Source organism: Methylophaga sp. UBA3613 (genome assembly GCF_002375415.1).
Taxonomy (GTDB): domain Bacteria; phylum Pseudomonadota; class Gammaproteobacteria; order Nitrosococcales; family Methylophagaceae; genus Methylophaga.
This window is the reverse complement of sequence record NZ_DFLS01000003.1, coordinates 1-14626: the sequence shown is the minus strand read 5'-3', so window position 1 is coordinate 14626 and position 14626 is coordinate 1. Positions and strand designations below refer to the sequence as shown.

Below are 14626 nucleotides of genomic sequence, written 5' to 3'. Positions count from 1 at the left end.
CCTGCCGATGGCGGTTATAATCGGACGCTATGAAAAACGTCGATCTGATCATTAATGCCCGCTGGTGTCTGCCGATGACGGCAGAACAACCCATTCTCGAAAATCATTCTATTGTTATCAATGAGGGCAATATTGTAGCGCTATTACCGCAAAATCAGGCGGAACAGCTTTATCAAGCTACTCAGACACAAGATATGGCTGAACATTGCGTGATGCCGGGATTAATTAACAATCATGGCCATACCGCAATGACATTATTCCGCGGTTTAGCTGATGATCTACCTCTGATGACCTGGCTAAATAATCATATCTGGCCCGCTGAGCAACAATTTGTTGGTGATGCTTTTGTAGAATCCGGTTCTGCTCTGGCTATCGCCGAAATGATTCGTGGTGGTACCACCTGTTTCAGTGATATGTACTTCTTTCCCGAAGCAACTGCCCGGGTGGTTGATAGCAGCGGTATCCGTGCCAGCCTCGGAATGGTTGTTCTTGAGTTTCCCACAAACTGGGCAAAAGATGTAAATGAGTACTTACATAAAGGCCAGGCCCTACATGATAAGTATCGGCACCATCCGCGTATAACCACCAACTATGCACCTCATGCCCCTTACACGGTTTCAGACCAAACCCTGCAAGCCATTATCATTAATGCCGAAGAACTGGATTTGCCAATCCAGATGCATATTCATGAGACCGCTGCTGAGGTATCAGACAGTGTGGCCCAGTATGGTAAACGTCCATTGGCAAGGTTAAAAGATTTAGGCCTGCTTTCCCCACGTTTGATTGCGGTACATATGACGCAGTTGACGGAAGAAGAAATGGACTGGTGCGCCGAAGCGGGTGTTCACATCGTGCATTGTCCAGAATCTAATATGAAACTTGCCAGTGGATTTTCTCCAATCGCCGAGCTCATCAAGCGTGGTGTCAATGTCAGCATCGGTACTGATGGCGCGGCATCTAATAACGATCTGGATATGTTTGCCGAAATGCGTCAGGCCGCGATGTTAGCAAAAGGTGTGGCAGGTGATCCCAGCGTGGTGCCTGCATATCAGGCATTACAGATGGCCACCATTAATGCTGCTAAATCCCTCGGCCTTGATTCCGTCACCGGTTCACTTGAAATAGGTAAAGCCGCTGATATTATCGCTATCGATCTCAGCGATATAGAAACACAACCTTTTTATGATCTACCATCACAATTGGTTTATGCCACTGGGCGCGATAAAGTTTCTGATGTCTGGGTAGCTGGAAAACAATTATTAAAACAACGCCAGCTCACCACATTAAATGCACAACATGTCTCTGCCCAGGCCCAACAATGGGCAAAAAAAATAAGGTCTGTCTCATGACAAAACATAACGTCGATCCAGCAGAAGTCGCTAAATTCGATGCACTGGCATCGAGCTGGTGGGATCCGGAAGGACAATCCAAACCGCTGCATGAAATTAATCCGCTGCGGCTCGCGTTTATTAATGAAAGAGCTCAGTTGAAGAATACCAAGGCAGTAGATGTAGGTTGTGGCGGTGGTATTCTCACTGAAGCCTTGGTCAAAAGCGGTGCTGAAACTTTTGGCATTGATATGGGAGAAATGCCACTCAATGTCGCTAAACTGCATGCGCTGGAAGCTGGCCTGAAAATCAAATACGAACTGACGACCGCTGAAGCCATGGCGGAAAAACATCCGGATGAATTTGATGTCGTAACCTGTATGGAAATGCTGGAACATGTGCCCGATCCACAGGCGATTATTAATGCCTGTGCGACAATGGCAAAACCGGGTGGTGATGTGTTTTTCTCCACCTTGAATCGCAATCCAAAAGCCTATCTATTAGCGATTGTCGGTGCTGAATATATTGCCAAAATGCTGCCCAAAGGCACCCACGATTACGCACGTTTTATTCGACCGGCGGAACTGGCACGTTGTTGTCGCGAGGCTGGTTTGCATGTATATGACATCACCGGTATCAGCTACAATCCGCTGACACGTCGTTATAAACTCAGCAGAGATGTTGATGTTAATTATCTTGTACATTGTCGACGGATCTGATGTTTATTTCTCCCTTTAATGTCGTGCTGTTTGATTTGGATGGCACATTGGTCGATACGGCACCTGATCTGGGCTATGCATTAAATACCTTATTAGAACAAGAAGGTCATCAGCCGCTGGATCATGCACGAATTCGTCCTGTGGCCAGCCATGGTAGTGCCGGTCTATTAAAACTGGGATTTGGCATTGAAAAAGAAGATCCTGTTTATCCGGCCCTACAACAGCGATTTTTAAGTCTTTATGCAGAAAATATCGCCCGCGAATCCGCTTTATTTATCGGCATGCAACAAGTACTTGATGGTCTTGCAGCCAATGAGATTCGTTGGGGAGTGGTTACCAACAAACCGTCCTTCCTGACAATGCCACTCATGGAAGCATTGCAATTAACCGATTCTGCCGCATGCATTGTTAGCGCCGATACCACACCCTATAGCAAGCCGCATCCAGCGCCAATGTTACATGCCTGTGAGCTGCTGGATGCCAAGCCTGTGGATTGTATTTATATTGGTGATGCAGAACGTGATATTCAGGCAGCACATAATGCCCAAATGCGTTCCGTCGTCGCTTTATATGGTTATATTTCCGAAACTGATGAGCCGGAGTCCTGGCAGGCAGACTGTCTGATTAATCATCCACATGAGATTTTACAATGGATTTAAGTCCCGAGTTTTTTTTGCAACACCAGGACTTATTGATCGTTTTGTTGGTTGGTATTTTGCTGGGCATTGTTATCGGTCTGTTTATTCGCAGTGGCAAAATTCGCACACTGGAAAAAAACAATGCTGAGCTGGATCTGACATTACAGCTGGAGCAAAAAAACAAACGGCAAATTGATGAGCTTCTATCTCAAACCCGTGAGCAATTAGCCAATACTTTTAATCAACTTTCCAATGAAGCGTTAACACGAAATAACACCAGCTTTTTGCGACTGGCTGAAGAAAATCTGAAACGTTTCCAAAGTGAAGCTAAAGCGGATTTAGGGTCGAAAGAAAAAGCCATTGAGCAAATGCTTAAACCAATCAATGAAGCATTGCAGCAGACCAGCAAGCAAATTCAGGAAATTGAAAAGGATCGCAAAGAGGCTTACGGCAGCCTGAATACAACCATTACCCAAATGAACCTGAGTCAACAGCAGTTGCAGCAGGAAACTCAAAATCTGGTGCAGGCACTACGCCGCCCAGAAGTCCGCGGCCAATGGGGAGAAATGACCCTAAAACGTCTGGCAGAGCTTAGTGGAATGGTGGCCCATTGTGATTTTTACGAGCAGACACATACGGCCACTGAAACGGGTAGTATCCGGCCCGATATGATTGTTCGCCTACCGGAAAAACGCGAAATTATTGTCGATGCTAAAACACCGCTGGATGCTTATTTATCGGCTATCCAGGCCAAAGATGATATGACCCGTAAACTGGAATTAAAGCGTCACGCTCAAATCATTCGCGGCAGGATTAAAGAACTGTCCCGCAAAAATTACTGGGCGGAATATTCTCAGTCTCCTGAATTTGTCGTGTTATTTATTCCTGGCGAACAATTCCTCTCGGCAGCATTGGAAGTGGATCCTGCCCTATTGGAAGACAGCATGAGTCAGAATATTATTCTGGCCACCCCCACCAACTTCATTGCCTTATTACGCGCCGTTTCCTATGGCTGGAAACAACAGGCATTGGCAGAAAATGCTGAAATCATTCGCGAACTTGGTGAAACACTTTATAAACGATTGGCTACTTTTGGTAATCATTTAAGCAAGCTGGGTAACAGTCTTGGCCAAAGCGTCAATCATTTCAATAGTGCTGTCGGCTCACTTGAGCGTCAGGTATTGCCGGGCGCGCGCAAGTTCATCGAGATGGGTATCAGTACCAAGAGTCAGATCACTGACTTACCTCCTCTCGAGCAGCAGCCACGCCAAGTGCAAGACAAAAACGATGCCGACTGATCGACAAGTTCAAGCCGCCTACCACTATTGCCAACAATTCGCGCGCGGTCACTACGAAAATTTCCCTGTTGCCTCACTTCTATTGCCAAAAAAACTGCGATTGCCGGTAGCGGCAATCTATACCTTTGCAAGACAAGCCGATGATATTGCTGACGAAGGGGATGCGACGGCAACGACAAGACTGCAACAGCTGGATGAATTCCATCGAGAACTTCAAGCAATAGCAAACCAAAATCTGACCACTGTTGCCCCGCTTTGGATAGCGCTGGCTGATAGCATTCAGCAGCATGACTTGCCTGTTTTACTATTTGCAGATCTGCTGAAAGCTTTTCGACAGGATGTCAGCGTGAAACGATATGCGAATTTGGCAGAGGTGCTTGAATATTGTCGTTATTCAGCTAATCCGGTAGGCCGTTTGGTATTACATCTCAATAACAGTCTTACCGACTCACAGTTGCATCAATCAGATTGCATCTGCACAGCGTTACAGTTGATCAATTTTTTCCAGGATATCGAGCAGGATTATCTGGAGAAAAATCGTATCTATTTACCGCAAGATCGTCTTGAAGCCGCAGGCATTGATGATTCACAACTGCTTGCCGGAGATACAAGAAAATTGTCTGTAGTTCTGCGCCCTCTTTATCAATATACGATGCAATTGATGCAAGAAGGGTATCAGCTTGGTATGACATTAACCGGCCGCCTCGGCTGGGAGATTCGTGCCATGACATTGGGTGGCATAGAAGTTCTATCATTGTTAATTCAGCAGCCAGACAATGAACTGCTTAGCCGACCAAGATTAACCAAACGGCAACATCTCTGCGTCCTAATAAACGCCTTATCAAAGCGTCGTTATCTTGCTCGCACGAACTGCTTGCTGCAGCAAAAGCATCTTCCTTTTTAACAACAAAAGCTTGCACCAGACTTTGAAAATCTTCTAATTAACTGCTCTGTTAGTTCTTATGCCTCGCACAAATTCATTAATTGTCATTACCGAGGGCATAAGGAATTAATATGCCTGCAAAAAAAGCATCTTCTTTCGCTAGCTTTATACTGTTCCTGCCGCTGAATACAAACCAGAGCTGAAACCTCTCTCGGCATTACAAAGCAAGTAGAAGCGCTTCAGCAGCAATTCAAAGCAGCTTAGAGCTGTCAAAAGGCCGAACAAAGTGCAGAACAAGCAGAAGTTTCAGTGGTCAATGAAAATTGGTGGTGCTATGCGTGCTAATTACGTTATCAGTGATTATCCCAGAAATGACTCTGGTGCTGCCTCGCGTGCTGGTGAAGATGGAGGATATATTAAGGTGGCAGACACCCATTATTCAGCGAACGATGAATACCGAAATATGCTCATGCTCTGCCAGATGGCTGGCATTGGCATGGAACAGATGATTCATGAAACCCGGAACATGTGATGCCATGACTACCAGGTCAGCACCGACTTCATTACCGACTTTTTCCAGCGCCCGATCCAGTTCTGCCACTGGATCATTGCAAGTCACGGCTTTTGACTCCATCGGATAACCACATTGTTCAGTGTGTGACTGGGTGAACTGATCCAGTTTCTGTGCGAACTCCTCCGGATTGTGAGCAACGCTGCTCGGGGCGGAGCTTACTACCCCAACTAGTATGACTTTAGAGTGGTATAGCTTACCAATATCAGCAGCGGTTCTGATTGCTTTTTCCATGGTGGCGGCATGTTCCAGATCTACCGGAACCATAATAGTTGAATACATGACTTTATCTCCTGCTCTGTCATTGAGAATCAAAGTAAAATTAAATTCCATCTTTAGCTTTTCTTTGACACTTTGACACCAAACTAAGGTTTAAAAGAGACTTTGTCCAATAAGACATTATCTGTTTAGAAATTGATCATGTTCAAAAAGTCCGATGCTCCAATTTTAAATGGGGCAAATTCTGGCCGCTGACTCTAGCAAGAAATACAACAGGCTGCCTCAGGTCTTGTCCTGCGAAGGCTCTTGTTTCAAACCGTACATCAAGTGATGACGACGACAAGAGGGTAAAGCGACTCTTTTTTGACAGGGATGATGACACGAGGATTGTGATCTTATAAATCTGCAACAGTTTGCACAGTTCAAGGTCGCTACTGTAGAGTTGATGTGAATTCACAGCTGTTTAAAGCAAGCGTGCAATCCATCATTAGCCACAATAGATAAGAATTCGATAGATGACCTTACTTACCTGCCGTCCCCCTGTTCGGGAAGAATTAAATTCAATCTCATCACTAAAAAAATGGGCTCATATCCCCTTTTTGAGTTTTCTTCTTTTCACTTCTGGAGCCGCTTTTGCTGCTAGCGAGGCAGAACTCAAAGAGCGTATTCAACAGCTAGAAGCCGAATTAAACTCGGTCAATGCTGAACTTGAAAGCATTCAAACCGAAAATAAAAATTTGGCGGAAACCAATGCCAAGCTCACCGATGCTGATGCGCCCATTAAGATAGGCAATTGGACAGTGGGCGGTGCTATTCGTGCCATGTACACAGTAGGTGATTACACCGCCAATGATAGCGGTGCTCCTGGTCGAGCCTGGGAAGATGAAGGTAATGTTGGCCTAGATACGCTGCGTGCAAATTTAGATTATAACAACGGACCTTACTCGGCTAAAATCGAGTATCGTTGGTATGATGGCTATAATTTCTTGCATACTGGTTGGGTGGGTTACAGCCCTGACGACAATAGTCAGATTCAACTGGGCGTTAATCGTGTGCCCTTCGGTCCCGGTGCATATGGTATCTCACAGGCTTGGTTATTTGACCAACACTACTACCTTGGCCTGTCGGATGATATGGACCTAGGGATTAAATACAGTACGCAACACGGTAAGTGGGCGTGGGATGTGGCCTATTACTCCAGTGACGAAGGCCATTATGCCGGTGCCAGTCGTGATAGCGCCCGCTATTCATATGATGTCGTCGATGAATCCGGTAATGGTTATGAAGAACGCAATCAAATCAATGTTCGGGGGATCTATTCGTTTAACAGCAGTGATGACAGCTCAACCGACCTAGGTTTCTCGCTTCAAGCAGGTGAACTCAAGAGCCGCGGGGTACAATCCGACGGTAACCACTACGCCGCCTCGGTACATATGGTCAATCAATGGGGCAACCTTAAGTTGGCTACACAACTGACACGCTACGAATTCGATGTCGACGTTGACCAGGCACTGGGTACAGATGATCTGGTGCAATTTGGTGCCTATGACTTCCCAAGTACAGCGGCTGCCAAAGGGTGGATACCTGCTGTTTCTCTAAGCTATTACCAACCTACCAATAACATTTCTTGGCTGGACTACGTTCTGCCTTATCTGGAATACAGTTCTATCGTGAAAGATCAGAGTGGATTCAACGACAGTGAAATGATCGTTGCCGGTGTGGCTCTGGCTCGCGGTGGTTGGTATATCTACAACGAAGTTGGCTTTTCCAACGGCAACGAGTTTGTCGGTGGTGATGCAGCCTTCGGCGATCGCCTCGGTGCCAACACCGACGACGAGTGGCAAACCCGCTTCCTGATCAATTTTGGCTATTACTTCTAAACCCCAATTTCTTAATGAGGATCGCCAACAGGCGGTGCTGAATTCTTGTAGTGTGCTTACACTTATACAAAAACTCTTAAATAAAAGGATAGCAACGTGAGTAGTCAATCCGATAACTCCGCTGAACCTGAATCAGCAGGTGTACGCGCACCCAATGGCGCAACCAATTTAATAGATACCGATTATCAGATTGGACAAGATAACTACCGAGCCAAACATTTCGGAATCACTGTTGATCTTCATGGTGTCGTTTTTATCTTCTCGGCAATTGTTGTGTTGGCTTTTGTCTTCCTATCGCTGGCCTTACCAGTACAATCCACTACGATCTTTGAAGCCAGTAAAAACTGGATCAATACCAACATGTCATGGTTTTTCCTGTTGTCTGCCAACATATTCGTAGTCTTGTGCCTGGGCTTGATTATTTCACCACTGGGTAGTATTCGCATCGGCGGGGTTGAAGCCAAGCCAGACTTTTCTCGGCTTTCCTGGTTTTCTATGCTGTTTGCAGCTGGCATGGGTATTGGACTAGTTTTCTACGGTGTATCGGAGCCGCTGTCTCACTATAACAGCGCCTTTGGTGGTACCAGCGTGGGCGCTGATGGTCTGAGAACCGATTGGGCACCACTCGGTGGCGCAGCCGGCGACCCTGAGGCTGCACGTCAGTTGGGCATGGCCGCCACTATTTTTCACTGGGGTCTGCATCCTTGGGCTATTTATGCCATTGTGGCGCTGTCACTGGCGATTTTTTCATTCAATAAAGGCTTACCACTCACGGTACGTTCTATCTTCTACCCTATATTGGGAGAGAGAATTTGGGGCTGGCCAGGTCACCTTATCGATATTTTGGCGGTGTTTGCCACACTCTTCGGTTTGGCAACCTCATTGGGGCTTGGCGCGCAACAAGCGGCTTCGGGGTTAGATTATCTGTTTGGCATAGGCGATGGCAACGTAGTGCTGGTTCTACTAATCGCAGCCATCACCGCAGTCGCTATTGTTTCAATTTTGGCCGGCGTCGACAAAGGTGTAAAACGGCTATCAGAAATTAACATGGTACTGGCATTTGTACTGCTCATGTTTGTGGTTTTTGTTGGTCCCACCTTGCTTATTTTTTCAAACTTTTTTTCTAACTTAAGCAGCTATTTAACTGAACTTCCTGCATTATCGAATCCCTTTGGTCGAGAAGATGCTAACTTCAGCCAAGGTTGGACGACATTTTACTGGGCATGGTGGATCAGCTGGTCGCCTTTTGTGGGCATGTTTATTGCCCGGGTAAGTCGTGGTCGTACAGTGCGTGACTTTTTAATCTCGGTGCTGTTGATTCCATCTATTGTCTCGGTTTTCTGGATGACCGCATTCGGCACAAATGCGATCACGCAACTGCAATCTGGCTTTGATGGTGTTGTGTCAGCAGATCTGCCACTAAAACTTTTCGTGATGCTGGAACAACTTCCTCTTGCAGAGATCACGTCGTTTATTGGCATAATCCTGGTCATTGTGTTCTTTATCACCTCTTCAGACTCCGGCTCATTGGTTATCGATACCATTACCGCCGGTGGTAAAATCGATGCACCTAAACCACAGCGTGTATTCTGGGGCGTTATCGAAGGCGCTATCGCTGTCGCCTTGCTGCTGGGGGGGGGACTCGCTGCACTGCAAGCGGCAGCCATCTCTGCGGGCCTTCCTTTCACAATCGTGCTACTGGTAGGTTGTTATGCCATTGTTCGCGGCTTAATGACCGAGCCCAGGTAGCCTGACCAACTCACTCCCATAATTGGCCAATGGCCGTTGTGGGAGAGTAATGTCTAGCCACCTGAGCTAAAAACAGCTCAGCCGTGGCCATGGCATCTACCTTGGCATGGTGAGCTGAATATGTTGGCAAACCATACCGCTGACGGCTATCATCGAGTCGAATTGACACAGGCTGTATACCCAACGTTTCTTTCAACTGGTTTTTCCAACCTCTGCGCTCCCAGCGCGCTTCGATTGCCATGGTATCAACCAATGGGAATAAACAATGTTCTCCCCATAATTTATGACAGGCCAAGTCCAGAAAAGGTCGCTCTATGTGTTGGTAATGAACAACCACTATACAACCACTCAATCGTTCCAGTAGCTCATCTAACACCTTTTCTAACGGCGGTGCAGTGGCCACCTGAGAGTGAGTAATACGATGAAAGGCAATAGACTCTTCAGACAAGTTACACTTCGGCTTCACCACCTGATAATAACCATCTGATGGTCGAATACTTCGCAAGGTAAAAGGCACTAGACCAAAGCTGACTATTTCGTTGTATCGTGGGTCTAATCCAGTTGTTTCAAAATCCAGAGCCATAAACGACACTTCTGACAGCGGCACCTCGGGATCCGTCAACGGCATTTGATAAAAGCGTTGTAGTATAGGATTCGCACAGGCTATCGCCTGCTGCGCTTGATAACGCTGCCACTCATCAATCACACTCTGTTGCGATCGTTTTTTAAACATTCACTATGCCGAGTATGGGTAACGATAAGGAAGAAAATTCTGTGCATTATTGACCACCTGGAAAGCCTCTTTCAAATTGTGACGCTCTGCTGTGTCAATATTTTCTGGTTCAATAGCGTTGTCTATCGCCTGATCATTGCGTAGTTCAAACGCTTGATGACGCATGCGCACTAAAGCAATAAACTCCAGCGCATACTGTAGTTTATCGACCTGGCCAGCAGGTAAAATGTTTGCCTGCTCAATATCCCGCAAACGTTCAGCGCTGTTCTGAGCTTTCGAGCCAACCGCTAACGCATGCACACGAATCACATCCGTTATAGGAGCCAAACCTCGACCCTTGATATTAATTACCTTGTGCTGACGACCATCGGTTTCCATTACAAAGGTACGAAAGAAACCCAAAGGTGGTCTTCGATTCGAGGCATTACGTGCCATTGCACCCAAAAAACGTGGATTATAACGCGCTTTGGTTGCAATCATATCTTGCAGGTTTTCCACTAAATATTCTTCACCATACACAGCATCCAGGTCGAAAAAAATACAGCTGTGTAAAAGCCGTTGAGGATCGGGATCGGCAATCCACTCATCGAAATAGCGTCGCCATTGCGCGAGGGGTTGCCGCCATTGCTCATTGGTGGCCATAATCCCGCCTTTACAGTATTCGTAGCCACAGGCATCCAAACCATCGCTGACTTTTTTCGCCAACATTTTAAAGTATTCATCGTGATGCTCCGGATCGAAACTATCATGCAATACAAGCGCATTATCCTGATCCGTTATTACTGATTGCTCGTGGCGAGCCAGAGAACCATGCACCATAAAGCAATAAGGTATAGGCGCTGGTCCTAACTCATCTTCAGCCAGCTCGATCAAACGCCGCATCAGGCTACGGCCGATACTGGACATTGCGTCGCCAATCATCTTTGCGTTAGATCCATCATCTACCAGGCGTATGAAAGCGGCGCGTATTTCTGGAATCAACCGTGACAAATCACGCACAGAGTTCCGGCTAAAAATATTACTGGCCAAATACAGGCTACTATTGGTTTCGTAACGAACGATATCAGACAGATGCAAAACACCAACCGGGCGACGTCGATGCAGCACTGGTAACCGCTGAATATGATTACGCAACATCATCAACATGGCTTCGTTGACCGATTCATCAGACTGAATAGTAATTAAGCGGCCATCACTAAGTTGACCTACTGGCCTATCCGTTTGAACTCCGGCAGCAACAACCTGAGACCTTAAATCTTCATCGGTAACCATGCCTTTCAGCCGCCAGAGTCCCCCATCATCACCTCTAAAGACACCATCACTATCTTCCTCATCTGCGGGCTCAATTAAAAGTACTGAAGAAACCACATTTTCTGTCATCAGGCGAGCAGCCTCCTGAATCGACACTGTGATTTCCACCATCAGGGGCAAACGACTGATCAACTTTCGTACCCGCGTCGTCATCATGTCATTTTCACGCAGGCTCTCGTCTATCGTGTTTTTTAAGCGTGAACCAGAGAGCTCAACGAAATCAGCAAAGCTATCATTGTCACATAGGCGATCAAAAATAGTCTTGGGGATTTGATAAAGCAAGGTATCCTCTATGGCCTTTACTGGAAAGCGGACCTTACCTTGTCGCAAAAGACCAAATTGACCAAAAATATCCCCTTCTTCCAAACGGTTATAGAGCTCACCATTATAGTGATAGGTCTCGACAGCGCCGCTGCGAATATATGAGAGTGCATCGATAGACTGCCCCCTGTTGAGGATCATCGAGCCTGCCTTAAAATAGGTAATCTCAATATTGCCCACAACATCATCTAACAAGTCATCCAGCAATTTATCAAATGGGGGATGTAAACTCAGGTGGTCGCGTATTTCTCGAAGTTCTGCTTCCATGAAAATCTCTAATAAACAGTGATAATGGTCGATTAACCACAGCGATATGTAAACTATAAGTATAGGTCAAGTAAATCAGGTCGCCGCTCAGTAGAAAAACCTGAGCCTATACCCGCAGGGTGGGCGATAAACCGTCACTATTTTGTTGAGGCCTTTGGCTATGATAGACGATCATTTAGCTAATTACAGTATGCTTGGCCTCAACAAAAGATTAACAGCAATTTAATAAATTGCCTTTCAGTACACTGGTATCTGGGATAGCCACAATGTTTGTCGTGACATTTTTTGTAACTTCATAGGATTCCGGCTCATTAGTTATTGATATCATCATTTACGGTGATTATCTCCCCGTACGACTACGCATATTCTGGGCTTTATCCAAAGGTCTTGTTCTTGTTATTGCAGTATTACTGATGGCAGGTGGCTAGGTGGCGTTTCAAACCGCCTGCATTATGGGCTTCTTTCCCTTTAGCATGCTCATGTAGATGATGTTTTACGTTTTGTATAAGGGATTAAAAATGAGTGGATAAAGCGTCGTATTATGGATATGCGCCTGCCACCACTTTAATTCTTATCAGAAAGTTGAGGACTAACCATCAGTATCAGCTATTGGTGAATACGATCAATTTTTATCTGCCAACGTTTTAGTCAATAAGCTGGGCATTTCTCAAAAAAACATGTCTGAAAACTTCATGTCTTTACTCTTTAACCATATAGAATGAAATACGGTTATTGATGGTAACTCAGTGCAATATCTTCAATACAAGTGAAAATATTGTGACTGCTGCAAAAGCACTTTTATGTTAACGTCTCATTTCTTTCTATACTGATTCTAAAATCCTTTTGAACCCGATATATTTATTTGCCCCTCTGGTTATTTTGTTGCTTTGTGTTTCTTTACTTAGTTTATCAAGTAAAGAAATATGGTGGGTTCGTGTACATGATTTTCCGCGAATGCAATATTTTGTATCCGCGATTCTATTGTTGATTGGCGAAATCCTCTTCATGGATTATGCAAATCTAAGTTTCTGGTTACTGCTCTTACCCACATTATTTGTTATTGCTTTTCAGTTATGGTGGATACTGCCTTACACTAAGTTTTATTCAAAAGAAGTATGTGAGACTTCTACTCTGGACTCTGAAAACAGTATAAAAATCATGACTGCAAATGTTCTGATGACTAACAGAAAAGCGGAGAAGCTGATTGAATTAATACAGAATAATAATCCAGATATTTTAGTTACCCTAGAAACAGACCAATGGTGGGAAACACAACTCAAACCAATTGAAGATGATTATCCTTATCGAATGAGCTGTCCTCAGGAAAACTTGTATGGTATGCATGTCTATTCTAGATACCTGTTATCGGAGTCGACAACTAAGTTTCTGGTGCAAGATGATATTCCATCAATGCACACATTGTTAACCTTGCCATCAGGACAAAATATTCGTGTACATTTTCTGCATCCGGCTCCACCCAGTCCGACAGAAAATGAAGAGTCTTCTAAGCGTGATGCCGAGCTAATTATGGTTGCCAAAAGCTTAGCAGACGCTGAATTACCAATAATCGTTACCGGCGATCTCAATGACGTCGCCTGGTCAACCACAACCAGGTTATTCCGCAAGATCAGTAAATTAATAGATCCACGTATTGGTAGAGGTATGTTTAATACCTTTCATGCTGATTATTGGTTTATGCGTTGGCCGCTAGATCATTTATTTCATAGTGCGCATTTTACGCTTTATGATATCCGTCGTTTATCCCATTTTGGCTCTGATCATTTTGCTTTGTTTACACAATTAAACTTTGTTCATTCTGATACCATCAAATCACAGCCCGAAGTTAAGGCTGATAACGATGATAAAAGATTTGCAAGAGAAAAACTGACCTCAGAAGAGGTGAGTGAAAACGATGTACCTACTCCAAGTTAGCGTAGTGCATATTTGTATTTAATAATTTACTTTAAGGAATTCCATTTTGAATTTTCATAAATGGCTATCAGCAGGACTCATTTTAATTTTTGGTATGTTGTCGGGATGTGGGCACTATAAGCATGGACACATGCCACCAGGCCATGACCCAGCCGGTCCGGGAAACAGCGAAAATGCACCAGGACACAATAAAGATAAAAAATATTAATTTAAATATGGTTGAACCATTATTACTAATGATTAGATCTAATATTTAAGCGATTTCTATTTAACTATTTGAAGTTACGATACACTCTTTTGAATATAAAAGGACTCGTCTAAAACAACTGCCTTTATTCTTGTCAGGATACAATCAACAGTGACCTAATTTAGGGGGTATCCGCCTCTTTCGAGCACCTGCGGCTGCTGGGATGACTTATGCCAACCGAGAAGCTTGGTTGTTATGTCGACCTACTCTGATGAAGTACATCCCTGCATCTCACTCTTCGAGCGCCTATCGGCATCCTTTGTCGCTGCTGGCGATTATGACACCTGCTTTGTGCTCAGGCTCAAGTGCAATGATTACAATCTGGCTAGACAAAAAAATACCCGGGCCTCTATGAGGATAACCGGGTATTTTTTGTCTTAAAGCCTGCCAGTTATTCACAGGGATGTGATGTATGCCGATAACGCAGGAGCAGTTATCGGTGACCTACTTTATCAACCACCGCCCTGTGGCTGCCCCTACGGGCTCGCTTCGCTCATGCAAAAACGTTTATCTCCCTGGATGGAGTGTAT

11 protein-coding genes are annotated in these 14626 nt (G+C 45.0%); 8 read left to right on the top strand and 3 right to left on the bottom strand.

Translation table 11 applies throughout. The features are described 5' to 3' along the window. The first annotated feature begins 29 nt into the window (after nucleotides 1–29). From B3S93_RS01550 to hpnC, 5 genes are read left to right on the top strand one after another with little or no spacing between them, the layout of a single operon-like run. Nucleotides 30–1349, top strand: a complete 1320-nt coding sequence (locus B3S93_RS01550) for a TRZ/ATZ family hydrolase (protein WP_292404080.1) — start codon at nucleotides 30–32, stop codon at nucleotides 1347–1349. Next, complete coding sequence (ubiG, locus tag B3S93_RS01545; RefSeq protein WP_292357749.1) at nucleotides 1346–2047, top strand: bifunctional 2-polyprenyl-6-hydroxyphenol methylase/3-demethylubiquinol 3-O-methyltransferase UbiG; 702 nt, start codon at nucleotides 1346–1348, stop codon at nucleotides 2045–2047. The genes B3S93_RS01550 and ubiG overlap by 4 nt, the downstream gene beginning before the upstream one ends. After that, on the top strand, nucleotides 2047–2706 hold the full coding sequence (locus B3S93_RS01540) for an HAD family hydrolase (protein ID WP_292357747.1): 660 nt from the start codon (nucleotides 2047–2049) through the stop codon (nucleotides 2704–2706). Before ubiG ends, B3S93_RS01540 begins: the two co-directional genes overlap by 1 nt. Further along, complete coding sequence (locus B3S93_RS01535) at nucleotides 2697–3983, top strand: DNA recombination protein RmuC (protein WP_292404083.1); 1287 nt, start codon at nucleotides 2697–2699, stop codon at nucleotides 3981–3983. Before B3S93_RS01540 ends, B3S93_RS01535 begins: the two co-directional genes overlap by 10 nt. Next, nucleotides 3973–4887, top strand: a complete 915-nt coding sequence (gene hpnC, locus B3S93_RS01530; RefSeq protein WP_292357743.1) for a squalene synthase HpnC — start codon at nucleotides 3973–3975, stop codon at nucleotides 4885–4887. The genes B3S93_RS01535 and hpnC overlap by 11 nt, the downstream gene beginning before the upstream one ends. A 418-nt stretch (nucleotides 4888–5305) precedes the next feature. Here hpnC and B3S93_RS01525 read toward each other — a convergent pair whose 3' ends face one another. Continuing rightward, entirely contained in the window at nucleotides 5306–5719 is a 414-nt protein-coding gene (locus B3S93_RS01525) for a universal stress protein (RefSeq protein ID WP_292404086.1), read from the bottom strand. A gap of 536 nt (nucleotides 5720–6255) precedes the next feature. Here B3S93_RS01525 and B3S93_RS01520 point away from each other — a divergent pair. Next, entirely contained in the window at nucleotides 6256–7536 is a 1281-nt protein-coding gene (locus tag B3S93_RS01520; RefSeq protein WP_292404089.1) for a coiled-coil domain-containing protein, read from the top strand. 96 nt (nucleotides 7537–7632) lie between these two features. Then, complete coding sequence (locus tag B3S93_RS01515) at nucleotides 7633–9285, top strand: BCCT family transporter (RefSeq protein WP_292404091.1); 1653 nt, start codon at nucleotides 7633–7635, stop codon at nucleotides 9283–9285. 10 nt (nucleotides 9286–9295) lie between these two features. Here the strand turns inward: B3S93_RS01515 and B3S93_RS01510 are convergent, their stop codons facing one another. Both B3S93_RS01510 and B3S93_RS01505 read right to left on the bottom strand, forming a co-directional pair. Continuing rightward, the gene (locus tag B3S93_RS01510) at nucleotides 9296–10018 is read right to left on the bottom strand and encodes a 3'-5' exonuclease (RefSeq protein ID WP_292404094.1); all 723 of its coding nucleotides are present in this window, start codon (nucleotides 10016–10018) and stop codon (nucleotides 9296–9298) included. Between the two features lie 3 nt (nucleotides 10019–10021). After that, on the bottom strand, nucleotides 10022–11917 hold the full coding sequence (locus tag B3S93_RS01505; protein WP_292404096.1) for a DUF294 nucleotidyltransferase-like domain-containing protein: 1896 nt from the start codon (nucleotides 11915–11917) through the stop codon (nucleotides 10022–10024). A 954-nt stretch (nucleotides 11918–12871) separates the two neighbouring features. Here B3S93_RS01505 and B3S93_RS01500 point away from each other — a divergent pair. After that, nucleotides 12872–13849, top strand: coding sequence for an endonuclease/exonuclease/phosphatase family protein (locus B3S93_RS01500; protein WP_292404098.1), 978 nt, complete (start codon nucleotides 12872–12874; stop codon nucleotides 13847–13849). The last annotated feature ends 777 nt before the right edge of the window (nucleotides 13850–14626 follow it).

What these genes read in the sequence shown, in the direction of transcription:
- B3S93_RS01525 (WP_292404086.1), bottom strand. Translation starts at nt 5,719, where the DNA reads ATGTATTCAACTATTATGGTTCCGGTAGATCTGGAACATGCCGCCACC.
- B3S93_RS01535 (WP_292404083.1), top strand. Translation starts at nt 2,697, where the DNA reads ATGGATTTAAGTCCCGAGTTTTTTTTGCAACACCAGGACTTATTGATC.
- hpnC (WP_292357743.1), top strand. Translation starts at nt 3,973, where the DNA reads ATGCCGACTGATCGACAAGTTCAAGCCGCCTACCACTATTGCCAACAA.
- B3S93_RS01500 (WP_292404098.1), top strand. Translation starts at nt 12,872, where the DNA reads ATGCAATATTTTGTATCCGCGATTCTATTGTTGATTGGCGAAATCCTC.
- ubiG (WP_292357749.1), top strand. Translation starts at nt 1,346, where the DNA reads ATGACAAAACATAACGTCGATCCAGCAGAAGTCGCTAAATTCGATGCA.
- B3S93_RS01505 (WP_292404096.1), bottom strand. Translation starts at nt 11,917, where the DNA reads ATGGAAGCAGAACTTCGAGAAATACGCGACCACCTGAGTTTACATCCC.
- B3S93_RS01540 (WP_292357747.1), top strand. Translation starts at nt 2,047, where the DNA reads ATGTTTATTTCTCCCTTTAATGTCGTGCTGTTTGATTTGGATGGCACA.
- B3S93_RS01550 (WP_292404080.1), top strand. Translation starts at nt 30, where the DNA reads ATGAAAAACGTCGATCTGATCATTAATGCCCGCTGGTGTCTGCCGATG.
- B3S93_RS01510 (WP_292404094.1), bottom strand. Translation starts at nt 10,018, where the DNA reads ATGTTTAAAAAACGATCGCAACAGAGTGTGATTGATGAGTGGCAGCGT.